Annotated in this window: 18 protein-coding genes and 1 tRNA gene; 16 read left to right on the top strand and 3 right to left on the bottom strand. The window is 57.8% G+C overall.

Translation table 11 applies throughout. From position 1 onward, the window contains the following. Nucleotides 1-1,176, top strand: a 1,176-nt coding sequence (gene tuf, locus ACTJKV_RS21635) for an elongation factor Tu (RefSeq protein WP_111851116.1), incomplete at its 5' end; no start/stop codon positions are given. Nucleotides 1,177-1,417: 241 nt separating this feature from the next. Here the strand turns inward: tuf (ACTJKV_RS21635) and ACTJKV_RS21630 are convergent. Continuing rightward, complete coding sequence (locus tag ACTJKV_RS21630) at nucleotides 1,418-3,433, bottom strand: methyl-accepting chemotaxis protein (RefSeq protein WP_440599453.1); 2,016 nt, start codon at nucleotides 3,431-3,433, stop codon at nucleotides 1,418-1,420. Nucleotides 3,434-3,894: 461 nt separating this feature from the next. On the opposite strand from ACTJKV_RS21630, the gene ACTJKV_RS21625 reads away from it, so the two are divergent. The 10 genes from ACTJKV_RS21625 (at nucleotide 3,895) to ACTJKV_RS21580 (ending at nucleotide 18,207) form a co-directional block, all read left to right on the top strand. Further along, nucleotides 3,895-3,970 (top strand) — tRNA-Trp (locus ACTJKV_RS21625). Nucleotides 3,971-4,157: 187 nt separating this feature from the next. After that, complete coding sequence (gene secE, locus ACTJKV_RS21620; protein ID WP_003523719.1) at nucleotides 4,158-4,358, top strand: preprotein translocase subunit SecE; 201 nt, start codon at nucleotides 4,158-4,160, stop codon at nucleotides 4,356-4,358. 21 nt (nucleotides 4,359-4,379) lie between these two features. Next, on the top strand, nucleotides 4,380-4,910 hold the full coding sequence (gene nusG / locus ACTJKV_RS21615) for a transcription termination/antitermination protein NusG (RefSeq protein WP_062425174.1): 531 nt from the start codon (nucleotides 4,380-4,382) through the stop codon (nucleotides 4,908-4,910). Between the two features lie 218 nt (nucleotides 4,911-5,128). Next, complete coding sequence (gene rplK / locus ACTJKV_RS21610; RefSeq protein ID WP_006316435.1) at nucleotides 5,129-5,560, top strand: 50S ribosomal protein L11; 432 nt, start codon at nucleotides 5,129-5,131, stop codon at nucleotides 5,558-5,560. Between the two features lie 2 nt (nucleotides 5,561-5,562). Next, nucleotides 5,563-6,258 carry a 50S ribosomal protein L1 gene (gene rplA, locus ACTJKV_RS21605; RefSeq protein WP_062425173.1) on the top strand — a complete coding sequence of 232 codons (696 nt, stop codon included), beginning with the start codon at nucleotides 5,563-5,565 and terminating at the stop codon, nucleotides 6,256-6,258. Between the two features lie 359 nt (nucleotides 6,259-6,617). Beyond that, nucleotides 6,618-7,136: a 50S ribosomal protein L10 gene (gene rplJ / locus ACTJKV_RS21600; protein WP_062425172.1), complete on the top strand. Its 519-nt coding sequence runs from the start codon at nucleotides 6,618-6,620 to the stop codon at nucleotides 7,134-7,136. Between the two features lie 58 nt (nucleotides 7,137-7,194). Beyond that, nucleotides 7,195-7,572 (top strand): 50S ribosomal protein L7/L12, encoded by a 378-nt coding sequence (gene rplL, locus ACTJKV_RS21595; protein WP_062425171.1) that lies wholly within the window; start codon nucleotides 7,195-7,197, stop codon nucleotides 7,570-7,572. Between the two features lie 259 nt (nucleotides 7,573-7,831). After that, nucleotides 7,832-11,971 (top strand): DNA-directed RNA polymerase subunit beta, encoded by a 4,140-nt coding sequence (gene rpoB, locus ACTJKV_RS21590; RefSeq protein ID WP_062439234.1) that lies wholly within the window; start codon nucleotides 7,832-7,834, stop codon nucleotides 11,969-11,971. 183 nt (nucleotides 11,972-12,154) lie between these two features. After that, nucleotides 12,155-16,363 (top strand): DNA-directed RNA polymerase subunit beta', encoded by a 4,209-nt coding sequence (gene rpoC, locus ACTJKV_RS21585; RefSeq protein WP_274104243.1) that lies wholly within the window; start codon nucleotides 12,155-12,157, stop codon nucleotides 16,361-16,363. A gap of 260 nt (nucleotides 16,364-16,623) precedes the next feature. Beyond that, on the top strand, nucleotides 16,624-18,207 hold the full coding sequence (locus ACTJKV_RS21580) for an ABC-F family ATP-binding cassette domain-containing protein (protein ID WP_440599452.1): 1,584 nt from the start codon (nucleotides 16,624-16,626) through the stop codon (nucleotides 18,205-18,207). Between the two features lie 114 nt (nucleotides 18,208-18,321). On the opposite strand, the gene ACTJKV_RS21575 is transcribed toward ACTJKV_RS21580, so the two are convergent. After that, the gene (locus ACTJKV_RS21575) at nucleotides 18,322-19,200 is read right to left on the bottom strand and encodes a LysR family transcriptional regulator (RefSeq protein ID WP_440599451.1); all 879 of its coding nucleotides are present in this window, start codon (nucleotides 19,198-19,200) and stop codon (nucleotides 18,322-18,324) included. A 98-nt stretch (nucleotides 19,201-19,298) separates the two neighbouring features. Between ACTJKV_RS21575 and ACTJKV_RS21570 the strand changes: the two genes are divergently transcribed. Further along, nucleotides 19,299-20,048, top strand: a complete 750-nt coding sequence (locus ACTJKV_RS21570) for a sulfite exporter TauE/SafE family protein (RefSeq protein WP_274104252.1) — start codon at nucleotides 19,299-19,301, stop codon at nucleotides 20,046-20,048. A 49-nt stretch (nucleotides 20,049-20,097) separates the two neighbouring features. Here ACTJKV_RS21570 and ACTJKV_RS21565 read toward each other — a convergent pair whose 3' ends face one another. Beyond that, entirely contained in the window at nucleotides 20,098-20,391 is a 294-nt protein-coding gene (locus ACTJKV_RS21565; protein ID WP_062425175.1) for a hypothetical protein, read from the bottom strand. Between the two features lie 558 nt (nucleotides 20,392-20,949). Here ACTJKV_RS21565 and rpsL point away from each other — a divergent pair. From rpsL to tuf (ACTJKV_RS21545), 4 genes are all read left to right on the top strand, one after another. Further along, nucleotides 20,950-21,321, top strand: a complete 372-nt coding sequence (gene rpsL / locus ACTJKV_RS21560) for a 30S ribosomal protein S12 (protein ID WP_003507760.1) — start codon at nucleotides 20,950-20,952, stop codon at nucleotides 21,319-21,321. Between the two features lie 76 nt (nucleotides 21,322-21,397). Continuing rightward, entirely contained in the window at nucleotides 21,398-21,868 is a 471-nt protein-coding gene (rpsG, locus tag ACTJKV_RS21555; RefSeq protein WP_062425165.1) for a 30S ribosomal protein S7, read from the top strand. Nucleotides 21,869-21,901: 33 nt separating this feature from the next. After that, nucleotides 21,902-24,001, top strand: a complete 2,100-nt coding sequence (gene fusA / locus ACTJKV_RS21550) for an elongation factor G (RefSeq protein ID WP_062425164.1) — start codon at nucleotides 21,902-21,904, stop codon at nucleotides 23,999-24,001. 65 nt (nucleotides 24,002-24,066) lie between these two features. Then, nucleotides 24,067-25,242, top strand: a complete 1,176-nt coding sequence (tuf, locus tag ACTJKV_RS21545; RefSeq protein WP_111851116.1) for an elongation factor Tu — start codon at nucleotides 24,067-24,069, stop codon at nucleotides 25,240-25,242. Nucleotides 25,243-25,244 lie beyond the last annotated feature (2 nt).

Below are 25,244 nucleotides of genomic sequence, written 5' to 3'. Positions count from 1 at the left end.
ATGGCAAAGAGCAAGTTTGAGCGGAATAAGCCGCACGTCAACATCGGCACGATCGGTCACGTTGACCACGGCAAGACGTCTTTGACTGCCGCGATCACGAAGTACTTCGGCGAGTTCAAGGCGTATGACCAGATCGACGCGGCTCCTGAAGAGAAGGCTCGTGGTATCACGATTTCGACGGCGCACGTTGAGTATGAGACCCCGAACCGTCACTACGCTCACGTTGACTGCCCCGGCCACGCCGACTACGTGAAGAACATGATCACCGGTGCTGCGCAGATGGACGGCGCGATCCTGGTTTGCTCTGCTGCTGACGGCCCGATGCCGCAGACGCGCGAGCACATCCTGCTTGCTCGCCAGGTTGGCGTTCCGGCGATCGTCGTGTTCCTCAACAAGGTTGACCAGGTTGACGACGCAGAACTTCTGGAGCTCGTCGAGCTTGAAGTTCGCGAACTTCTGTCGTCCTACGACTTCCCAGGCGACGACATTCCGATCGTCAAGGGTTCGGCACTTGCTGCTCTTGAAGATTCCGACAAGAAGATCGGCGAAGACGCCATCCGCGAGCTTATGGCTCAGGTTGACGCCTACATTCCGACGCCTGAGCGTCCGATCGACCAGCCGTTCCTGATGCCGATCGAAGACGTGTTCTCGATCTCCGGTCGTGGTACGGTTGTGACCGGCCGCGTTGAGCGTGGTATCGTCAAGGTTGGTGAAGAAGTCGAGATCGTCGGCATTCGTGCGACGTCGAAGACGACTGTTACCGGCGTTGAAATGTTCCGCAAGCTGCTCGATCAGGGCCAAGCTGGCGACAACATCGGTGCACTGGTTCGTGGCGTACAGCGCGATGGCGTTGAGCGTGGTCAGATCCTTTGCAAGCCAGGTTCGGTCAAGCCGCACAAGAAGTTCATGGCAGAAGCCTACATCCTGACGAAGGAAGAAGGCGGCCGTCATACGCCGTTCTTCACGAACTACCGTCCGCAGTTCTACTTCCGTACGACTGACGTTACCGGTATTGTTTCGCTTCCAGAAGGCACGGAAATGGTTATGCCTGGCGACAACGTCACGGTTGAAGTCGAGCTGATCGTTCCGATCGCGATGGAAGAAAAGCTGCGCTTCGCTATCCGCGAAGGCGGCCGTACCGTCGGCGCCGGCATCGTTGCCTCGATCATCGAGTAATCTTTTCCCGCAAGGGATTTGACAAAGCCCCGCTGGCGACAGCGGGGCTTTTGCTTTTTGGGTACACGGGATCTGTCACTACCGGATGTGACGGCTGACCATTTGCCGGATCCCCATCCGCGTCGCACTTCGCATTCAAGCAAAAACGCCCGGTGGGAGGCCACCGGGCGTTTGTCGAAAAACCCATTCTGTCAGCACCGCCAGTCCGCTTTGTTGCGGACCAGCGTTGCTACTATCGTTTTCAGAACTCTTCCCACTGACCTGGAGCAGCAGCAACAGCTGTTCTTCCGCCAAACGCTTTGGTCAACCTGCCGCCCAGTGCGCGGGCGGGAGAAAGGACCGGCGTTGCATCGAGCGATGCGGCGCGAAGGGCAGGGGCCGTATCGTCCAGCTTGAAGCGGGTGATGAGGCGGGCGAGGTTGGATGCCTCATCGGCCAGACGATTGGAGGAGGCCGTTGATTCCTCCACCATGGCGGCATTCTGCTGCGTCATCTGGTCCATATGGTTGACGGCGGTGTTGACCTCCGACAGTCCAGTGGACTGCTCCCGAGCTGCGGTGGCGATCGAGTGAACGTGCTCGTTGATCTTGACCACATGGTTCTGGATCTGGCCGAGGGCTTCGCCCGTCGCCGTGACCAGCTTGACGCCAGACTGAACCTCATCGCCGGAGCGGGAGATCAGCGTCTTTATTTCCTTCGCAGCGTTGGCGGAGCGTTGCGCCAGCTCGCGAACCTCCTGGGCAACAACGGCAAAGCCCTTGCCAGCGTCGCCAGCGCGCGCCGCTTCGACGCCCGCGTTGAGCGCGAGCAGATTTGTCTGGAAGGCAATCTCATCGATAACGTTGATGATCTGGCCAATCTCACCAGACGCCTGTTCGATGCGGCCCATGGCGGAGACCGCATTCTGCACGACGGCGCTGGACTGTTCGGTCGAACGGCGTGCCTCGTCAACCATAAGGCTGGCCTCGGTGGCGCGCTCGGTGGAGTTCTTCACCGCTGCGGTGATTTCTTCCAGAGCCGCTGAGGTCTCTTCGAGAGAGGCAGCCTGCTGCTCGGTGCGCTTGGACAACTCGCCGGAGGCTGTGCGCATCTCGCCTGCGCCACCATTGATGGTTTCGATTGCGACGCGAACCTGACCGAGAAGGTGGCGAAGGTTTGCCATGGTGTGGTTGACGTTGTCTCGAAGTTCGGCAAACGCACCCTGGAAGTCACCATGCATGCCTGCCGTCAGATCGCCGTCCGAAAGGGCGGAGATGACACGGCGGGTTTCTGCAACACCGCGATCGACGGAGGCGACCAACTCGTTGACCTGAGCTGCGAACCTGTCGAGATCGACATTGTTGTAGTTCTTGGTAATGCGCTTGGTGAAGTCGCCGGCCACGGCTGCCGAGACCACCTCACCGATATTGGATTGGAGATCTGCGCTCTTTGCCTGCAGCGCTGCCTCCTGGGCGTTCATCTCACGCACCTTGATGGCGTTCTGCTTGAAGACCTCGACAGCACGCGCCATCTCACCGAGTTCGTTCTTCAGTTCGGTGAATGGCACATCCACGTCGAGATCGCCTTCGGCGAGCTTACGCATGACAGCCGTGGAACTGCCAACCGGTTCGGCAATGCCCCGATACAGCGCGAAGCCACCAAACACAGCGAAACCCGTAAGGCCGATCAGACCAGCAAGGTTCACCCAGTCTGAATTGGTAACCGCCGCATCGCCATCTGCGTTTCGTGTCGTCATCAGGGCTCGCTCAGTTTCCTGAATGGCCCCAATGGTGCTGCGGATATTGTCCATATAAGATTTGCCCGCACCTTGAGCCTCGAGCGCTCTTGCCTCCTCGGCGGTGGCCGCATTGCGCATCAGTGCAATCTCTTTTTCTGCAATGTTTGTGCGCCAAGCGCTGGCCTGTTCGTCAAGCGCAGCAAGCCTTTGCTGCTGGACGGGGTTGTCCGCGGTCAATTCCTTTACCTTGGCTAGCCCAGCTTCGTAGTCCTTGATCCCGCCACGATAGGGATCGAGGAACTCGTCCTTGCCGGCGATGAGATAGCCGCGCAATCCCGTTTCCTGATTGACGATAGCAACGAGAATGCTGTTCGTCGCCCGGTAGACTTCATTGGTGTGTTGGATCCAGCCATTCGTCTTGTCGATGAAATGAATGCTGCGATAATTAAGAAAGCTGACCGTTGCCGCGACAACGATGAGGATCGCGAAGGTGATCGTGATCTTGAGAGAGGTCTTCATATGTTGCAGTTGATTTATCATGTCTCTTAGCCGCAGATGAACGAGGAGCACTAATGCGACCGACCAGCATGACCTGGACACCCGCACCGCCGGAAAGCGCGCGGGAAGCCATCATATCTTCCTGCAGCAGAATGAAGTCTGAAGCGCCGCTACAACTCATTCGAGCGGCGTTTGTCTCGCGGCCTGAAGACAGACGTAACAAGACGATGCCATAACGAGGCAATACTCGGTTTGGTTCACGCCGATATTCAAAAATTTCTATTTAAACGCGTTTATATTTTGTAAATACTCTGTTAATATTTTAGTAAGTTAAATTATACGTGTGCGACAGCGTGTTTTCACACGTCTTCTTCCTGGACCTGCCTGTGGATCGTGGGATCGAGGAAAAAAGCAAAAATACCCTTGCCAATCTTGGCGCATCGCCTTAAAGGAGGCGCACACCGCACGGGCGAGGCGTTAAGCTGAGTCTGGGCTGGTCTTAAAGGGGTATAGCTCAGTTGGTAGAGCGGCGGTCTCCAAAACCGCAGGTCGGGGGTTCGAGCCCCTCTGCCCCTGCCACTTCCTCACTCGCAAGCGCGCAACTTCGCTGCATGGCGGATGGGGTGCCGGTTATCCGGCGAATTCGCCGAATGTCGATTTCCTCTTGTTAAAATGGGAATCGGCGTTTATGTAGGGTCAAAACAGACACGCGGTGCGTGGGGCTGATTAGTATCGGCTTTACGCGCCGTAATTGCGTGGGCAGTCAATGGCATCCAAAACCAATCCGTTTACGTTTCTGCAGCAGGTGCGCGCCGAAGCGTCGAAGATCACATGGCCATCGCGCCGCGAGACCATGATTTCCACGGCAATGGTGCTGGTTATGGTCATTTTTGCGGCTCTGTTCTTCTTTGCGGCAGATCAGCTCATCGGCTGGTTGCTCAGCCTCGTGCTGAACGTCGGCCGCTAACGAATCGAACGGAGAACTATAATGGCAGCGCGTTGGTATATCGTTCAGGCCTACTCGAATTTCGAGAAGAAGGTTGCTGAATCGATCGAAGAAAAGGTTCGCCAGAAGGGTCTGGACCATTTGTTCGAGAGAATCCTCGTTCCGACTGAAAAGGTCGTCGAGGTGCGTCGCGGTCGCAAGGTCGATAGCGAACGTAAGTTCTTTCCAGGTTACGTGCTGGTGCGCGCCAACCTGACGGATGAGGCCTATCACCTCATCAAGAATACGCCGAAAGTCACCGGCTTCCTCGGTTCCGACAACAAGCCGGTTCCGATCCCCGACTCCGAGGCCGACCGTATTCTCGGTCAGGTTCAGGAGGGCGTCGAGCGTCCGAAGTCTTCGGTATCGTTCGAAATCGGCGAGCAGGTTCGCGTCTCCGACGGTCCGTTTGCATCGTTCAACGGTGTTGTTCAGGACGTCGATGAAGAGCGCTCGCGTCTTAAGGTCGAGGTCTCGATCTTCGGTCGCGCTACTCCGGTGGAGCTGGAGTACAATCAGGTCGAAAAGGTCTGATCAAGTTTCGAGGGGCTTTCGTGCCCTTCATCAAATACATCAGGAATGTCGAGCAAGTACTTGCTTTGAAAGCCTGATGGAATGCGGCCATGGTCGCAGAACGCGTGGAAGATCGTCTGGCTCTTAAGCCGGGGCAGGGATCGAACCACGCAACCGCAGCCGCCGGATTTTCCGGCATATGGGCCGGGCAACCGGTTCGATTTGAGAGGCAGAGAGAAATGGCTAAGAAAGTTGCAGGCCAGCTCAAGTTGCAGGTGAAGGCAGGATCGGCCAACCCGTCCCCGCCAATCGGACCTGCGCTTGGTCAGCGTGGCATTAACATCATGGAATTCTGCAAGGCGTTCAATGCCGCCACGCAGGAAATGGAAAAGGGTATGCCGATCCCGGTCGTCATCACCTATTACCAGGACAAGTCCTTCACCTTCGCGATGAAGCAGCCGCCAATGACCTATTGGCTGAAGAAGGAAGCTAAGATCACCTCCGGTTCCAAGACGCCTGGCAAGGGCGCCAAGGTCGGCTCCATCACCAAGGCTCAGGTCAAGACGATCGCAGAAGCCAAGATGAAGGATCTGAACGCAGCCGATATCGAAGGCGCAATGGCAATGGTTGAGGGCTCCGCCCGCGCCATGGGCCTGGAAGTGGTAGGTTGATCATGGCTAAGCTTGCAAAGCGCGTACAGAAGATCCGTGAAGGTGTTGACCCGAACAAGCTCTACGGCCTGACCGATGCCATTTCGATGGTTAAGGAACGGGCTGTCGCCAAGTTCGACGAGACCATCGAAGTTGCAATGAACCTCGGCGTTGACCCGCGTCACGCCGACCAGATGGTTCGTGGCGTTGTCAACCTGCCGAACGGCACAGGCCGCGACGTTCGCGTTGCTGTCTTTGCCCGTGGCGCCAAGGCTGACGAAGCCAAGGCTGCTGGTGCGGACATCGTTGGTGCCGAAGATCTGCTGGAAACGGTTCAGGGCGGCAAGATCGATTTCGACCGCGTTATCGCGACCCCTGACATGATGCCGCTCGTCGGTCGTCTCGGCAAGGTTCTCGGCCCGCGCGGCATGATGCCGAACCCGAAGGTCGGTACGGTTACGATGGATGTCGCTGGTGCCGTCAAGGCTTCCAAGGGCGGCGCTGTCGAGTTCCGCGTCGAAAAGGCCGGTATCGTTCACGCTGGCGTTGGCAAGGCTTCGTTCGATGCCAAGGCGCTGGAAGAAAACATCAAGGCTTTTGCTGACGCCGTCATCAAGGCCAAGCCTACGGGTGCAAAGGGCAACTACGTCAAGCGCGTAGCCATCTCCTCCACCATGGGCCCAGGCTTCAAGATCGACCCTTCGTCGGTTACGGCCTAATCCATTCGCCGCGCTTCACATGAGGCGCGGCAACACAGATTTCCGGCTCGCAAGGGCCGGAAATTTCCGGGGCAACCCGGAATTCCTGTCCGAGATTGCAGGTGGTCGGTATCTCTCGGGATATTGGCCTTAATCATTCAACCTGCATGAGACGGGTAAGAGCCCGGATTTTCGCATCGAGACGATGCTAAATAATCCGGTTCGAACCTGATGTGCCTGTGCCTGAAGCCGTTTGCGGCGACAGAGCGGGGGACAGGATCCTCAAGCGTCGCTTGGGATTTCGGCAACGAAATTCCTTGAGGCAAAGGCAAACCCGATGGGTACACATTCAATGTGTAGTCATCTACTGGAGACAGACAGTGGAAAGAGCGGAAAAACGCGAATTCGTCACGGAGCTGAACGAAGTCTTCAAGGCTTCCGGTTCAGTTGTCGTGGCCCACTATGCTGGTGTCACAGTTGCGCAGATGAACGATTTTCGTTCGAAAATGCGTGCTGCTGGCGGCACCGTCAAGGTCGCGAAGAACCGCCTGGCCAAGATCGCTCTTCAGGGTACGGAGTCGGAAGGGATGTCAGATCTCTTCAAGGGACAGACGCTGATTGCATACAGCACTGACCCTATGATTGCTCCGAAAGTCGTCATGGACTTCGCCAAGACCAACGACAAGGTCGTTGTACTGGGCGGCGCCATGGGCGCAACCACGCTGACAGCAGATGCAGTCAAGTCGCTTGCGACCCTGCCTTCGCTGGACGAGCTGCGTGCAAAGCTGCTGGGCCTTCTCAATGCCCCGGCAACGCGCATCGCAACGGTTGTGGCAGCACCTGCAAGCCAGCTTGCTCGTGTGTTCTCGGCTTACTCCAAGAAGGACGAAGCCGCTTAAGGCGGTTTTTCGCTGTAAATATTCAAACCGGTTCGAACCGAATTAAAGGAACTGAAAAATGGCTGATCTCGCAAAGATCGTAGAAGACCTCTCCTCGCTGACCGTTCTGGAAGCTGCTGAGCTTTCCAAGCTGCTCGAAGAGAAGTGGGGCGTTTCGGCTGCTGCTCCTGTAGCAGTTGCTGCTGCTGGCGGCGGTGCTGCTGCTGCTGCTCCTGAAGAAGAAAAGACCGAGTTCGACGTGATCCTGGTTGACGCTGGCGCCAACAAGATCAACGTCATCAAGGAAGTCCGCGCTATCACCGGCCTCGGCCTGAAGGAAGCTAAGGACCTCGTTGAAGGCGCGCCGAAGCCTGTTAAGGAAGCTGTTTCCAAGGCTGAAGCTGCTGACCTCAAGAAGAAGCTCGAAGACGCCGGCGCTAAGGTCGACGTTAAGTAATCTTGCGATTGCTGGCGGGAGAAGGAAAATCCTTCTCCCGTTGTCGCTCTGTTTGAAACCGATTACCCAAGAACCGCCTGAAAACGGTTCTTGGGTAATGGGTTCTTCAAGAGAATGGTTCCGAACCGGCTCATCAGGCAATCCGGCCTGATCGATCCGGGAAGTGGAACGAGATTGATTTTACCCATTATTCGACGGGGTCGACTGGCCATCGGTTCCCGTCCGTTGCAGGCCCGGATGCAATTTTAAAGGAGCGACGATGGCTCAGACCCTTTCGTTTAACGGTCGTAGGCGCGTACGCAAGTTTTTCGGCAGAATTCCAGAAGTAGCGGAAATGCCGAACCTCATCGAGGTTCAGAAGGCTTCGTATGACCAATTCCTCATGGTTGACGAGCCCAAGGGCGGACGTCCCGACGAGGGATTGAATGCCGTATTCAAATCCGTATTCCCGATCACCGACTTCTCCGGCGCGTCCATGCTGGAATTCGTATCTTACGAATTCGAGGCACCGAAGTTCGACGTCGAGGAATGCCGTCAGCGCGATCTGACCTACGCAGCGCCGCTCAAGGTGACGCTGCGCCTCATCGTGTTCGATATCGACGAGGATACAGGCGCGAAGTCCATCAAGGACATCAAGGAACAGTCCGTCTACATGGGCGACATGCCGCTCATGACCAATAACGGCACGTTCATCGTCAACGGTACCGAGCGCGTCATCGTGTCTCAGATGCACCGTTCGCCGGGCGTCTTCTTCGATCACGACAAGGGCAAGAGCCACTCTTCCGGCAAGCTGCTCTTTGCTGCGCGCGTCATCCCTTATCGCGGTTCCTGGCTCGATATCGAATTCGACGCCAAGGATGTCGTGTTCGCTCGTATCGACCGTCGCCGCAAGCTTCCCGTCACGTCGCTGCTCATGGCGCTTGGCATGGATGGCGAAGAAATCCTGTCGACGTTCTACACCAAGGCGACTTACACTCGCGAAGCTGACGGCTGGCGCATTCCTTTCCAGCCCGAGACGCTGAAGAACGCCAAGGTCATCACCGACATGATCGACGCCGATACCGGCGAAGTCGTTGTCGAAGGTGGCAAGAAGCTGACCCCGCGCCTGCTGCGTCAGCTGACGGACAAGGGCCTGAAGGCTCTCAAGGCCAGCGACGAAGACCTGTACGGCAACTTCCTTGCCGAAGACATCGTCAACTACGAGACGGGTGAAATCTATCTCGAAGCCGGCGACGAAATCGATGACAAGTCGCTGACCGTCATTCTTGGCCATGGCTTCGACGAGATCTCTGTCCTCAACATCGACCACGTCAATGTTGGCGCCTATATCCGCAACACGCTTGCTGCAGACAAGAACGAGAACCGTCAGGACGCTCTGTTCGACATCTACCGCGTGATGCGTCCAGGTGAACCGCCGACCATGGATTCTGCGGAAGCCATGTTCAACTCGCTGTTCTTCGACTCCGAGCGTTACGACCTTTCGGCCGTCGGTCGCGTCAAGATGAACATGCGTCTCGATCTCGACGTGGAAGACACCGTGCGCACGCTGCGCAAGGACGACATCCTGGCGGTGGTCAAGATGCTGGTCGAGCTGCGTGACGGCAAGGGCGAAATCGACGACATCGACAACCTCGGCAACCGCCGTGTTCGGTCCGTCGGCGAGTTGATGGAGAACCAGTATCGTCTGGGTCTTCTGCGCATGGAACGCGCGATCAAGGAACGTATGTCCTCGATCGAAATCGACACCGTGATGCCGCAGGATCTGATCAATGCGAAGCCGGCCGCTGCTGCCGTTCGTGAATTCTTCGGTTCCTCGCAGCTGTCACAGTTCATGGACCAGGTGAACCCGCTTTCGGAAATCACCCACAAGCGTCGTCTTTCGGCTCTTGGACCGGGCGGTCTGACCCGCGAGCGCGCAGGCTTCGAAGTCCGCGACGTTCACCCGACCCACTACGGCCGTATTTGCCCGATCGAAACGCCGGAAGGCCCGAACATCGGTCTGATCAACAGCCTGGCGACATTCGCCCGCGTCAACAAGTACGGCTTCATCGAAAGCCCGTACCGCAAGATCGTGGACGGCAAGGTTACCACCGACGTGATCTACCTCTCCGCTATGGAAGAGGCGAAGTATTACGTTGCGCAGGCCAATGCCGAGCTCGACGCTGAAGGCGCATTCACGGAAGAATTCGTGGTTTGCCGTCATGCGGGCGAAGTTATGCTGGCCCCGCGTGACAACATCAACCTGATGGACGTTTCGCCGAAGCAGCTGGTTTCGGTCGCCGCGGCTCTCATTCCGTTCCTGGAAAACGACGACGCCAACCGCGCTCTCATGGGCTCGAACATGCAGCGTCAGGCCGTTCCGCTCCTGCGCGCCGAAGCACCGTTCGTCGGTACCGGCATGGAGCCGATCGTTGCCCGTGACTCCGGCGCTGCTATCGCAGCCCGTCGTGGCGGCGTGGTCGACCAGGTGGATGCGACACGTATCGTTATCCGTGCAACGGAAGATCTCGATGCTGGCAAGTCCGGCGTTGACATCTACCGCCTGCAGAAGTTCCAGCGTTCCAACCAGAATACCTGCGTCAACCAGCGTCCGCTGGTTTCCGTCGGCGACGTTCTGAACAAGGGCGACATCATCGCGGACGGTCCTTCGACCGATCTCGGTGACCTGGCACTTGGCCGTAACGCGCTCGTCGCGTTCATGCCATGGAACGGCTACAACTACGAAGACTCGATCCTGATGTCCGAGCGCATCGTCTCCGACGACGTGTTCACCTCCATCCATATCGAAGAATTCGAAGTGATGGCCCGCGACACCAAGCTTGGTCCGGAAGAAATCACGCGCGACATTCCGAACGTTTCGGAAGAAGCGCTGAAGAACCTCGACGAAGCCGGTATCGTCTACATCGGTGCGGAAGTTCAGCCCGGCGATATCCTCGTCGGCAAGATCACGCCGAAGGGCGAAAGCCCGATGACGCCGGAAGAAAAGCTTCTGCGCGCCATCTTCGGTGAAAAGGCTTCCGACGTTCGCGACACCTCCATGCGCATGCCTCCGGGCACGTTCGGTACGGTCGTCGAAGTTCGCGTGTTCAACCGTCACGGCGTCGAAAAGGACGAACGTGCAATGGCTATCGAGCGCGAGGAAATCGAGCGCCTGGCCAAGGACCGCGACGACGAACAGGCCATTCTGGACCGTAACGTCTATGGCCGTCTGGTCGACATGCTGCGTGGTCAGGTTTCGATTGCCGGTCCGAAGGGCTTCAAGAAGGGTGTTGAACTTTCCAACGCCGTCGTCTCCGAATATCCCCGCTCGCAGTGGTGGATGTTCGCGGTCGAGGACGAGAAGGTTCAGTCCGAGATCGAAGCTCTGCGTGGTCAGTACGACGAGTCCAAGTCGCGCCTTGAACAGCGCTTCATGGACAAGGTCGAGAAGGTCCAGCGCGGCGACGAAATGCCTCCGGGCGTCATGAAGATGGTCAAGGTCTTCGTTGCTGTAAAGCGCAAGATCCAGCCGGGCGACAAGATGGCCGGCCGTCACGGTAACAAGGGCGTTGTCTCGCGTATCGTGCCTGTCGAAGACATGCCGTTCCTGGAAGACGGTACGCATGTCGACATCTGCTTGAACCCGCTGGGCGTGCCTTCGCGCATGAACGTCGGTCAGATCCTCGAAACGCACCTCGCATGGGCTTGCGCCGGTATGGGCAAGAAGATCGGCGATCTGCTCGACGAGTATCGCAAGACGATGGACATCACCGACCTGAAGAAGGAACTGACGGAAGTCTACGCCTCCGAAGCGAAGGATGAAGTATCTTCCTTTGACGACGATGCGCTGCTGCGCCTGGCAGAACAGTCCCGCAAGGGCGTCTCCATCGCAACGCCGGTCTTCGACGGAGCGCATGAGCCTGACGTTGCTTCCATGCTGAAGCGCGCTGGTCTGAATGAATCCGGTCAGTCGGTTCTCTATGACGGACGTACGGGTGAGGCTTTCGACCGCAAGGTGACTGTCGGCTACATGTACATGATCAAGCTGAACCACCTTGTCGACGACAAGATCCACGCTCGCTCGATCGGTCCTTACTCGCTCGTTACCCAGCAGCCTCTGGGCGGCAAGGCGCAGTTCGGCGGTCAGCGCTTCGGGGAAATGGAAGTCTGGGCTCTGGAAGCTTACGGCGCCGCCTACACGCTGCAGGAAATGCTCACCGTCAAGTCGGACGACGTGGCGGGCCGCACCAAGGTTTACGAAGCGATCGTCCGTGGCGACGACACCTTCGAAGCCGGTATTCCGGAGAGCTTCAACGTTCTCGTCAAGGAAATGCGGTCTCTGGGTCTCTCCGTCGAGCTGGAAAACTCCAAGCTCGAAGAGCAGCAGGCTGCCGATCAGCTGCCTGACGCGGCGGAATAAGATCAGAAAAGGCAGGCGCTTCGAAATGAGCGCCTGCCAGCTTCGCTCACGGATGCGTGTTCGTGGGCGGACACTTTCGCCGCATTTTGCGGATAGATCCATGTTTGAAGCACTGGCCGGTCAGCCCGGGAAAGATCGCGCCAGATGCAAGCAAGGGGCTCCATCCCCTTAAGGAGACAAGGCATGAACCAAGAGGTCATGAATCTTTTCAACCCGCAGGTGCCCGCGCAGCATTTCGATTCCATCCGGATTTCGATCGCTTCGCCGGAGAAAATCCTGTCGTGGTCTTACGGCGAGATCAAGAAGCCGGAAACCATCAACTACCGTACGTTCAAGCCTGAGCGTGATGGCCTGTTCTGCGCGCGCATTTTCGGACCGATCAAGGACTATGAGTGCCTGTGCGGTAAGTACAAGCGCATGAAGTACAAGGGCATCATCTGCGAAAAGTGCGGCGTTGAAGTGACGCTGTCGCGCGTTCGTCGTGAGCGCATGGGCCATATCGAGCTTGCTGCTCCCGTTGCCCATATCTGGTTCCTGAAGTCGCTGCCTTCGCGTATCTCGACCTTGCTCGACATGACGCTGAAGGATGTCGAGCGCGTTCTCTACTTCGAAAACTACATCGTGACCGAGCCTGGCCTGACTTCTATGAAGCAGAACCAGCTTCTGTCCGAAGAAGAGTACATGATTGCCGTCGATGAATTCGGTGAAGACCAGTTCACCGCGATGATCGGTGCTGAAGCGATCTATGAAATGCTCGCTTCGATGAACCTCGAAAAGATCGCTGGCGATCTGCGTTCCGATCTTGCTGAGACCACCTCGGATCTCAAGCAGAAGAAGCTGATGAAACGCCTGAAGATCGTCGAGAACTTCATGGAATCCGGTAACCGTCCGGAATGGATGATCATGAAGGTCGTTCCGGTGATCCCGCCGGACCTGCGTCCGCTGGTTCCGCTGGATGGCGGTCGCTTTGCGACGTCTGACCTCAACGATCTCTATCGTCGCGTCATCAACCGTAACAACCGTCTGAAGCGCCTTATCGAGCTTCGCGCACCGGGCATCATCATCCGCAACGAAAAGCGTATGTTGCAGGAATCCGTTGACGCGCTGTTCGACAACGGCCGTCGCGGCCGCGTCATCACGGGTGCCAACAAGCGTCCGCTGAAGTCGCTGTCCGACATGCTCAAGGGCAAGCAGGGCCGCTTCCGTCAGAACCTTCTCGGCAAGCGCGTCGACTATTCCGGCCGTTCGGTCATCGTGACCGGTCCGGAACTGAAGCTGCATCAGTGCGGCCTGCCAAAGAAGATGGCGCTCGAACTGTTCAAGCCGTTCATCTATGCCCGCCTTGACGCCAAGGGTTATTCCTCCACCGTCAAGCAGGCCAAGAAGCTGGTTGAAAAGGAAAAGCCGGAAGTCTGGGATATCCTCGACGAGGTCATCCGCGAGCATCCGGTTCTTCTGAACCGCGCACCGACGCTGCACCGTCTGGGCATCCAGGCTTTCGAACCCACGCTGGTCGAAGGCAAGGCCATCCAGCTGCATCCGCTCGTCTGCACGGCGTTCAACGCCGACTTCGACGGTGACCAGATGGCCGTGCACGTTCCGCTGTCGCTTGAAGCGCAGCTGGAAGCACGCGTGCTGATGATGTCGACCAACAACATTCTGCACCCGGCAAACGGCGCACCGATCATCGTTCCTTCGCAGGACATGGTTCTCGGCCTTTACTACCTCTCGATCATGAACGAGCGCGAGCCCGGCGAAGGCATGGCCTTCTCCGACATGGGCGAACTGCATCATGCTCTGGAAAACAAGGTCGTGACGCTGCACGCGAAAATCCGTGGCCGCTTCAAGACGATCGATGCCGACGGCAAGTTGGTGTCCAAGATCTACGAAACGACACCTGGACGCATGATCATCGGCGAACTTCTGCCGAAGAATGTGAACGTGCCTTTCGAGACCTGCAACCAGGAAATGACCAAGAAGAACATCTCCAAGATGATCGACACGGTCTACCGTCATTGCGGCCAGAAGGACACGGTCATTTTCTGTGACCGCATCATGCAGCTCGGCTTCACCCATGCCTGCCGCGCCGGCATTTCGTTCGGCAAGGACGACATGATCATTCCGGACACCAAGGCAAAGATCGTTGGCGACACCGAATCCCTGGTGAAGGAATACGAGCAGCAGTACAATGACGGTCTCATCACCCAGGGCGAAAAGTACAACAAGGTTGTCGACGCCTGGGGCAAGGCGACTGAAAAGGTCGCCGAAGAAATGATGGCGCGCATTAAGGCTGTGGAATTCGACCCGGATACGGGCCGCCAGAAGCCGATGAACTCCATCTACATGATGAGCCACTCGGGTGCCCGCGGTTCACCGAACCAGATGCGTCAGCTTGGCGGTATGCGCGGCCTTATGGCCAAGCCATCTGGCGAGATCATCGAGACGCCGATCATCTCGAACTTCAAAGAAGGCCTGACCGTTAACGAGTACTTCAACTCGACCCACGGTGCCCGTAAGGGTCTTGCAGACACCGCCTTGAAGACGGCGAACTCCGGTTACCTGACACGTCGTCTCGTCGACGTTGCGCAGGACTGCATCGTCAACTCTCGTGATTGCGGCACCGACAAGGGCCTCACCATGACTGCCATCGTCGATGCCGGTCAGGTCGTTGCTTCGCTCGGCGCCCGTATTCTCGGTCGTACATCGCTCGATGACATCGACAACCCGGTTACTGGCGAGAACATCGTCAAGGCCGGCACGCTGATCGATGAAGCCGACGTTGCCGTGATCGAAAAGGCTGGCATCCAGTCCGTTCGCATCCGTTCGGCTCTGACCTGCGAAATCCAGGTTGGTGTCTGCGGCGTCTGCTACGGTCGTGACCTTGCACGCGGTACGCCTGTCAATATGGGCGAAGCCGTCGGCGTTATCGCCGCTCAGTCGATCGGTGAGCCAGGCACGCAGTTGACCATGCGTACGTTCCACCTTGGTGGTACGGCCAACGTGGTTGACCAGTCGTTCCTGGAAGCGTCCTACGAAGGCACGATCCAGATCAAGAACCGCAACATCCTCCGCTCGTCGGAAGGTGTTCTCATCGCCATGGGCCGCAACATGTCGGTCACCATCCTCGATGAGCGTGGCGTCGAGCGTTCTTCGCAGCGCGTCGCCTATGGTTCGAAGCTGTTCGTGGATGATGGCGACAAGGTCAAGCGCGGTCAGCGTCTGGCAGAGTGGGACCCTTACACCCGTCCAATGATGACGGAAGTGGAAGGTACTGTTCACTTCGAAGATCTGGTCGATGGTCTCTCCGTTCTCGAAGCGACCGACGAATCCACCGGTATCACCAAGCGTCAGGTTATCGACTGGCGTTCGACACCACGTGGTTCAGATCTGAAGCCTTCGATCGTGATCAAGGATGCGTCCGGTGCAGTTGCCAAGCTGTCTCGTGGCGGCGAAGCCCGCTTCCAGCTCTCGGTGGATGCCATTCTGTCGGTCGAGCCTGGTCAGAAGGTCTTCCAGGGTGACGTGCTTGCACGTTCGCCGCTGGAAAGCGCCAAGACCAAGGACATCACCGGTGGTCTGCCGCGCGTTGCCGAACTCTTCGAAGCGCGTCGTCCGAAGGATCACGCTATCATCGCTGAAATCGATGGTACGATCCGTCTCGGCCGCGACTACAAGAACAAGCGCCGTGTTCAGATCGAGCCTGCGGAAGACGGCGTCGAGCCAGTCGAATACCTGATCCCGAAGGGCAAGCCCTTCCATCTTCAGGAAGGCGACTACATCGAGAAGGGCGAGTACATTCTCGACGGCAACCCGGCACCGCACGACATTCTGGCGATCAAGGGCGTGGAAGCACTCGCTTCCTACCTCGTGAACGAAATCCAGGAAGTCTATCGTCTGCAGGGCGTTGTCATCAACGACAAGCACATCGAAGTGATCGTTCGTCAGATGCTGCAGAAGGTTGAGATCACGGATGCCGGCGACAGCCAGTACATCGTGGGCGACAACGTCGACCGCATCGAGATGGAAGACAACAACGATCGTCTGATCGAAGAAGGCAAGAAGCCTGCCTATGGCGAACCGGTTCTTCTCGGTATCACCAAGGCATCGCTGCAGACGCCGTCCTTCATCTCGGCTGCTTCGTTCCAGGAAACCACAAAGGTTCTCACGGAAGCTGCAATTGCCGGCAAGACGGACACGCTGCAGGGCCTCAAGGAAAACGTCATCGTCGGCCGCCTCATCCCGGCTGGTACCGGCGGCACCATGACGCAGATCCGCCGCATCGCGACGACCCGCGACGACCTCATCATCGAGGAGCGCAAGAAGAGCACTGGCTCTGCTTCCGCAAACCAGATGCTGCAGGACATGACGGACAAGGCACCGGCTGCCGAGTAAGGCAGTCAGCGCAGGCACCTCGTGAGAGGGTCGCGCTCGTGGAGATACAAACGCCCGGAGCAATCCGGGCGTTTTTTTGTTTTTGCACGGTGGCCCCAGATCGCCGGATTCCTCCTTGGAGGGCGCGCAAATTGATGTGACTTGAACGATCGGGTTAACGGCCCTATCTTGAGGGCACTTCAATAGAGGAGACATGACGACGATGGATTTGACACTCGCAACCACTTTCCCTTTGGTTCTGCAGCGAGATGTTTTATCCCATGGCTTCGTCGATTTCTCTTTCCGGTCTGTCCTGCATCAAGTCTGACGGCAAACGGCTTTTCACCAACATCGATTTCAGTTTTACCTGTGAGCGTATCGGGCTCGTCGGGCGCAACGGCGTGGGCAAAACGACGCTCTTGCACGTGATCGCCGGCAACATGATGCCCTATGCCGGTCGTGTCGCCTTGTCTGGCACGGTTGCGCTGATGCGCCAGGACGGGATGACTGGGCCCGATGCGACGCTTGCGGATCTCTTCGGTTTGCGGGAGGCGCTGGCGATGCTCGAACGTGCGGCCGCGGGGCAGGCGAGTGTCGACGAACTGGCCGAAGCGGACTGGACGGCTGGCGCCAGGATGGAAGCGGCGCTCGAGCATTATAGTCTTTGTGCGGCTCCAGATACGCCGCTTGCCACGCTTTCCGGCGGGCAGCGCGTGCGAGCTGCACTCGCGGCGATCACGATGGCCGAGCCGGATTTTCTTCTGCTTGACGAGCCAACCAATAATCTCGACCGGGCAGGGCGGGATATGGTGATCGAGCTTTTGCGTCACTGGCGGCGCGGCGCCATCGTCGTCAGCCATGATCGTGAATTGCTGGAAGAGATGGATGCCATTGCCGAACTGACAACGCTCGGCATGTCTCGTTATGGCGGGAATTACAGCGCGTATCGTGCGCTCAAGCAGTTGGAACTGGATGCGGCGACACATGACCTGTCGCATGCGGAAAGGGCAGGTCGTGAGGCGGCGCAACGCGCGCAGCAAGCAGCCGAGCGGAAGGCACGCAAGGACAGTGCCGGGGCAAAGAGCCGGAGCAGAGGCGATCAGCCGAAAATATTGATGGATGCAGCGAAGGGTCGGGCTGAAGCGTCCGGTGCAGCAGGCACGCGCTTGCGCGACGCCCGACGTGAGGCGGCGGAGGCAGCGCTATCGTCCGCACGGTCCCGAATAGAGGTGCTTCAGCCGATCCGGATGGACATCCCCTCAACCCGCCTGGTCGCAGGCAAGATTGTCTTGCGGCTCGACGGCGTCACCGGCGGATACGATCGATCGCAGCCCGTCATCCGCGGCCTCTCCTTGTCCATCACCGGGCCGGAACGCGTCGTGCTTGCCGGACCAAATGGCAGCGGGAAGACCACACTGCTGAAGATGATTTCTGGCGAGATGGCACCCTTCGAGGGCGTGGTGGATATGCGGGTCCCGTTTGCCGTTTTGGACCAGCATGTCCAGTCTATTCGCGATAATCTGACCTTGCTTGAGAATTTCCGCCGGACGCACGCATCCGCGCTCGATGAAGAGGCTTATGCGGCGCTTGCCCGGTTCAAATTTCGCGCGGACGATGCGTTACGCAAGGCTGCCAGTTTGAGCGGCGGCGAACGCTTGCGGGCGGGGCTCGCCTGCACGCTTGGCGCCGTGACACCGCCGCAACTGCTGATCCTCGACGAGCCTACCAATCATCTCGATCTGGACGGGATCGCAGCGCTTGAGGCGGCACTGGCAGCCTATGACGGAGCCGTCCTGGCTATCAGTCACGACGAGGCGTTCGTGAGGGCGCTTTCGCCGGATAGAGTCATCCAGTTGGATCGATAGAGCGCCGTGGGTCATCTCGGATGCCCAAGGATGTTCTATCTCCTAGACTCTATGCATCGTGCTTTGAGAAAATCGGCTCTGATTTTCCAGCCAATGCTGTGGCGTCTTTGCGTTTCATGCGGACAGATGCTCGAACAGGTCTCGGACCAGCGGCGTCTGCTCTGCGTCCCTGGCAATACAGACCACGAGATTGCGTCGCGCCCATGCGTCCGCTAACGGCGTGACGGACAAGGGATAATTTCGTTTGCAGTGGTGAGCGATGGTGGATGGAACGATGGCGATGCCGAGGCCCGCGCTTGTGGCATGGCAGATGCTTTCGTAGGTCCGCAGGCTGATACGGTAGCGCAAACGCGCGCCGATCTTTTCCGCCTGGGACTCGATATGGGCCTGCAAGGCTCCGTCCTTCAGCCCGATGAAATAGTCGTCGGTCAGGCTCTCGAAGCGCACCTGCTTTTCGTTTGCCAGCCTGTGAGACTTGGCGCTGACAATGGCGAGTTGACTGGTAGCGAAGGGTTTGAAAACAAGCGCCTCGTGTGCTGCCTCATCGGATAAGATACCGATATCGGAAAAGCCTGCCGTGACACTGCGGGAAATCTCATGGCTTTGACGTTCGCGAAGATCGATATCGACCTGTGGATGGTCCGCGAGCCATGGTGTCAGGCGCTGCGGCAGAGTGTCCACCATGGCCGCCGTATTGACGGCCATACGGATCGTTGCCCGCAGGCCTTTGGCGAATTGCCCGAGATCGGCGCGCATCAGCGCGACGTGGCCGATGATCTGGCGGGCGTGATGGGAAAGCGTCTCGCCAGCCTCCGTCAGGCGGATGCCGCGCCGACCTCTTTCCAACAGCGAAACGCCGCCCGCAAGCTCCATCTCGCGCAGCCGGTCGCTTGCTGCAGCCAGAGAGAGTCCGATCTCCTGCGCGCCATGGGTGATGCTGCCAGCGTCGGCAACGGCAAGGAACAGGCGAAGGTCGGTGAGGTCAAAGCGCATGGAGAGAAGCTTACGGGCAAATGAGCCTTCGGTCCAGCCGAAGGCTGGTCAAGGCAATGCCGCATTGTGGAAGCTGGAGCCCGGGCTATGACGGAGCAATGAGCGACTACTCCGTTTCAATATTGTTTGTCATTGCAGCCACCTTCTTCTCTGCTGGTCTCGTCAAGGGCGTGACGGGGATGGGCCTGCCGACGGTTGCGATGGGAATCCTTGGCGGAGTGCTGTCACCCCTGGTCGCTGCATCGCTGCTGATCGTTCCATCCTTGCTCACCAATGTTTGGCAGTTGATGGCCGGCATGAATGTGATGCCGATCTTGCGCCGTCTGTGGACGATGATGGCGGGGCTTCTGTTCGGCACGGTTGCCACGGCCTCGATGTTGACGGGTGAGGGCGCTGGATGGAGCACGCTCGCACTCGGTGCGACGCTGACCATCTATGCGATCTACACGCTGCAGGCTAAACCCTATCGCGTTCAGCCTGCGCATGAGCGATGGCTTTCGCCTCTGGTGGGAATCCTGACGGGGCTGATTACCGGCGCGACGGGCGTGTTCGTCATTCCTGCCGTTCCATATCTGCAATCGCTTGGCTTTGAGAAGGACGATCTGGTTCAGGCTCTCGGCCTGTCTTTCACCGTCTCCACGATCGCACTGGCGATCGGGCTCGTCTCACACGGCGCATTTCAAGTGGGAGAGGCGGGCCTGTCGGCTCTGGCCGTCTTACCGGCGCTGCTCGGCATGGTGGCTGGACAACGGCTCAGGAAGGCGTTCAATCCGGCGACCTTCAAGCGCTGCTTTCTGGTGATGCTGGTGTTGCTCGGTCTGGAGATGATGCTGCGAAGCGTCTGTTGACTGCAGGCAGAGAGAGAGAGGGGCGCGGTGTTGCGCGCCCAGCTCAATTTCAAGCAAAGCGGATAATAGAGACTTCGCCTTCCAGTGCGCCCTGATAGGCAGACGCATGGGGTTCTTCGTCCGGCACTTCGGTGATCATGCCGATCTGGTCGAGGTCGGCTTCGAGGAAGCCTTCTTCCGACAGCGCATTCAGAGCTTCGCGCACTGCGGTGTCGTCGTCCGGCGCCTGGAGGATGACGTGGATGTCGATGCCGTCTTCGCCTTCGCGCTCATAGGCCTTGCCGATGATGACGAAGACCATAGCCTCGTCGCGTCCATTGTCGTTGTCGGGTTCGGTGATCATGACGCGATTCCTTTTGTCCTTGGTGGAGGAGGTGCCTGAGGCCAATCCATCTAACCTCCACGCCTGCCACATGTTGCAACCAGCAGGGCCCTGATCTTGGGACAGGCGGTGCTTCAGGGAATCAATAGACGGCTTTTGTGAAAAGCCAAAGGGCGGAAGGTGAAAAACAATGGTGAGGGCAGGGGCTTTGTGATAAAAGGCTTTCAATATCCCGTAATGCAAGGCGTTCACGCCTGCCGCGCGGGGACAAAATTCGGATTTACCCTTGACGACAGCGGGCTAAGACAGTAGTACGCCCGCCATCGGAGCCGATGTGAAGTCTGGCCATCTGGGACGACTCGTCCTGGAGATCACTTCAAACAGGGGTCCAAAACACGTACGAGACACGATTGTTGCACGCAAGACGTATGTCTTTACGTCCTCTGCTCTTGGTGGTCCATCCGTGGAAACCGGATCGGGCCACGTTTTGCGCATGAGGATATGCGTGCTTCGTTGCCGGAAACGGCGTAGCCGCCACCCGAAAGGGTGGCTAAAGTAGTTTTTGCAAGGGATGGTTATATGCCTACCGTAAACCAGCTGATCCGTAAGCCGCGTCAGGCACAGGTAAAGCGCAATAAGGTTCCTGCTCTGCAGGAAAACCCACAGAAGCGTGGCGTTTGCACCCGCGTTTACACGACGACCCCAAAGAAGCCGAACTCGGCTCTTCGTAAGGTTGCCAAGATCCGCCTCACCAACGGCTTCGAAGTCATCGGTTACATTCCTGGTGAAGGTCACAACCTTCAGGAACACTCCGTTGTCATGATCCGTGGCGGCCGCGTCAAGGACTTGCCGGGCGTTCGTTACCACATCATCCGCGGTGTTCTCGATACCCAGGGCGTCAAGAACCGCAAGCAGCGCCGTTCGAAGTACGGTGCAAAGCGTCCGAAGTAATTCGGCAATAACAATTCGGCGCTGCGCGAGGTTCTCCGCGTGGTTTAGCGTCAATAACATATGAGAGACAAAGAGTATGTCCCGTCGCCATAGTGCAGAAAAGCGTGAGATCAATCCGGACCCGAAGTTCGGCGATCTGGTCGTCACCAAGTTCATGAATGCCATCATGCTTCACGGCAAGAAGTCTGTCGCCGAAAGCATCGTTTACGGCGCGTTCGACGCCGTGCAGGGCAAGACGAAGCAGGAGCCGCTCGGCGTGTTCCATTCCGCTCTCGACAACGTCGCCCCGCATGTTGAAGTCCGTTCTCGCCGCGTTGGTGGTGCGACATACCAGGTTCCGGTCGACGTTCGTCCGGAGCGCCGCCAGGCTCTCGCCATCCGTTGGCTGATCGCTGCTGCGCGCAAGCGCAACGAAACGACCATGGTCGATCGCCTCTCCGGCGAACTCATGGACGCTGCGAACAACCGCGGATCTGCTGTCAAGAAGCGTGAAGACACGCACAAGATGGCTGATGCTAACCGCGCATTCTCGCACTACCGCTGGTAATCTCAACGGTCGAAGATCGAAAGGCAGTCCATTATGGCTCGCGAATATAAAATCGAAGATTACCGTAACTTCGGTATCATGGCGCATATCGACGCCGGTAAGACGACCACCACCGAGCGTATCCTCTATTACACCGGTAAGTCGCACAAGATCGGTGAAGTTCACGATGGCGCAGCCACGATGGACTGGATGGAGCAGGAACAGGAGCGTGGCATCACGATCACCTCTGCTGCGACCACGACCTTCTGGAAGGGTCGCGATGGCAAGATGCGTCGTTTCAACATCATCGACACCCCCGGCCACGTTGACTTCACCATCGAAGTCGAGCGTTCGCTGCGCGTTCTCGACGGCGCTATCGCGCTGCTCGATGCCAACGCCGGTGTTGAGCCGCAGACGGAAACCGTCTGGCGTCAGGCAGAGAAGTACAACGTTCCGCGTATGATCTTCTGCAACAAGATGGACAAGACGGGCGCTGACTTCTACCGCTCGGTAGAAATGATCAAGACCCGCCTCGGTGCCACTGCCGTCGTCATGCAGCTGCCGATCGGCGCAGAAACAGAATTCAAGGGCGTTATCGACCTGATCGAGATGAATGCTCTCATCTGGCGCGATGAATCGCTCGGCGCCCAGTGGGACGTCGTCGAAATTCCGGAAGACATGAAGGCCAAGGCTGAAGAATATCGCGAAAAGCTGATCGAGACTGTTGTCGAGATCGACGAAGAAGCGATGGAAGCCTACCTCGAAGGCAACTACCCGGACAACGAAAAGATCCGTTCGCTCGTTCGCCGCGGCACCATCGACGTGAAGTTCCACCCGATGTTCTGCGGTACCGCGTTTAAGAACAAGGGCGTTCAGCCGCTTCTCGACGCCGTTGTCGACTACCTGCCTTCTCCGCTGGACATTCCGGCGATCAAGGGCATCGACTTCAAGACGGAAGCCGAAATCGAGCGTCATGCTGACGATTCCGAGCCGCTTTCCATGCTCGCGTTCAAGATCATGAACGACCCCTTCGTCGGTTCGCTCACCTTCGCACGTATCTACTCGGGCAAGCTCGAGAAGGGCACATCTGTCATCAACACGGTTAAGGACAAGCGCGAGCGCGTCGGCCGTATGCTTCAGATGCACTCCAACAGCCGTGAAGACATCGAAGAAGCCTTTGCAGGCGACATCGTTGCTCTGGCTGGCCTCAAGGAAACCACAACGGGCGACACGCTTTGCGATCCGTTGAAGCCGGTTATCCTCGAGCGCATGGAATTCCCTGAGCCGGTCATCCAGATCGCGATCGAACCGAAGACCAAGGGCGACCAGGAAAAGATGGGCCTCGCGCTCAACCGCCTGGCTGCTGAAGATCCTTCGTTCCGCGTCAAGACGGACGAAGAATCCGGTCAGACGATCATAGCTGGCATGGGCGAACTTCACCTCGACATTCTCGTCGACCGTATGCGTCGCGAGTTCAAGGTTGAAGCCACCGTCGGTGCTCCGCAGGTTGCTTACCGCGAAACGATCACGAAGCTGCACGAAGAAGATTATACCCACAAGAAGCAGTCCGGTGGTACCGGTCAGTTCGCTCGTGTCAAGATCATCTTCGAACCGAACCCAGACGGCGAAGACTTCAAGTTCGAGTCCAAGATCGTTGGTGGTGCTGTTCCGAAGGAATACATCCCAGGCGTTCAGAAGGGTATCGAAAGCGTTCTGTCTTCCGGTCCTCTGGCTGGCTTCCCGATGCTGGGTGTCAAGGCAACTCTCATCGATGGTGCTTACCACGATGTTGACTCGTCTGTTCTGGCGTTCGAAATCGCATCGCGTGCCTGCTTCCGTGAAGCAGCAAAGAAGGCTGGCGCACAGCTTCTCGAGCCGATGATGAAGGTCGAAGTTGTGACACCTGAAGATTACGTCGGTGACGTGATCGGCGATCTGAACTCGCGTCGCGGTCAGATTCAGGGTCAGGAATCGCGTGGTATCACCATCGTGATCAGTGCTCACGTTCCGCTGGCCAACATGTTCAAGTACGTCGACAACCTTCGTTCGATGTCTCAGGGCCGTGCACAGTACTCGATGACCTTCGATCACTATGCGCCGGTTCCAAGCAACGTTGCTGCCGACATCCAGGCAAAGTACTCCGGTCAGAAGTGATCGGGGTACGCCCCAAACGAGATTTAGAGTTTATTCCCGCTTAGGGACAAGATGGAGAGCCACTAATGGCAAAGAGCAAGTTTGAGCGGAATAAGCCGCACGTCAACATCGGCACGATCGGTCACGTTGACCACGGCAAGACGTCTTTGACTGCCGCGATCACGAAGTACTTCGGCGAGTTCAAGGCGTATGACCAGATCGACGCGGCTCCTGAAGAGAAGGCTCGTGGTATCACGATTTCGACGGCGCACGTTGAGTATGAGACCCCGAACCGTCACTACGCTCACGTTGACTGCCCCGGCCACGCCGACTACGTGAAGAACATGATCACCGGTGCTGCGCAGATGGACGGCGCGATCCTGGTTTGCTCTGCTGCTGACGGCCCGATGCCGCAGACGCGCGAGCACATCCTGCTTGCTCGCCAGGTTGGCGTTCCGGCGATCGTCGTGTTCCTCAACAAGGTTGACCAGGTTGACGACGCAGAACTTCTGGAGCTCGTCGAGCTTGAAGTTCGCGAACTTCTGTCGTCCTACGACTTCCCAGGCGACGACATTCCGATCGTCAAGGGTTCGGCACTTGCTGCTCTTGAAGATTCCGACAAGAAGATCGGCGAAGACGCCATCCGCGAGCTTATGGCTCAGGTTGACGCCTACATTCCGACGCCTGAGCGTCCGATCGACCAGCCGTTCCTGATGCCGATCGAAGACGTGTTCTCGATCTCCGGTCGTGGTACGGTTGTGACCGGCCGCGTTGAGCGTGGTATCGTCAAGGTTGGTGAAGAAGTCGAGATCGTCGGCATTCGTGCGACGTCGAAGACGACTGTTACCGGCGTTGAAATGTTCCGCAAGCTGCTCGATCAGGGCCAAGCTGGCGACAACATCGGTGCACTGGTTCGTGGCGTACAGCGCGATGGCGTTGAGCGTGGTCAGATCCTTTGCAAGCCAGGTTCGGTCAAGCCGCACAAGAAGTTCATGGCAGAAGCCTACATCCTGACGAAGGAAGAAGGCGGCCGTCATACGCCGTTCTTCACGAACTACCGTCCGCAGTTCTACTTCCGTACGACTGACGTTACCGGTATTGTTTCGCTTCCAGAAGGCACGGAAATGGTTATGCCTGGCGACAACGTCACGGTTGAAGTCGAGCTGATCGTTCCGATCGCGATGGAAGAAAAGCTGCGCTTCGCTATCCGCGAAGGCGGCCGTACCGTCGGCGCCGGCATCGTTGCCTCGATCATCGAGTAATC

It is taken from the genome of Agrobacterium sp. 22117 (assembly GCF_052045735.1).
Classification (GTDB): Bacteria; Pseudomonadota; Alphaproteobacteria; order Rhizobiales; family Rhizobiaceae; genus Agrobacterium; species Agrobacterium cavarae.
This window is presented reverse-complemented; position numbering and strand designations above follow the sequence as displayed.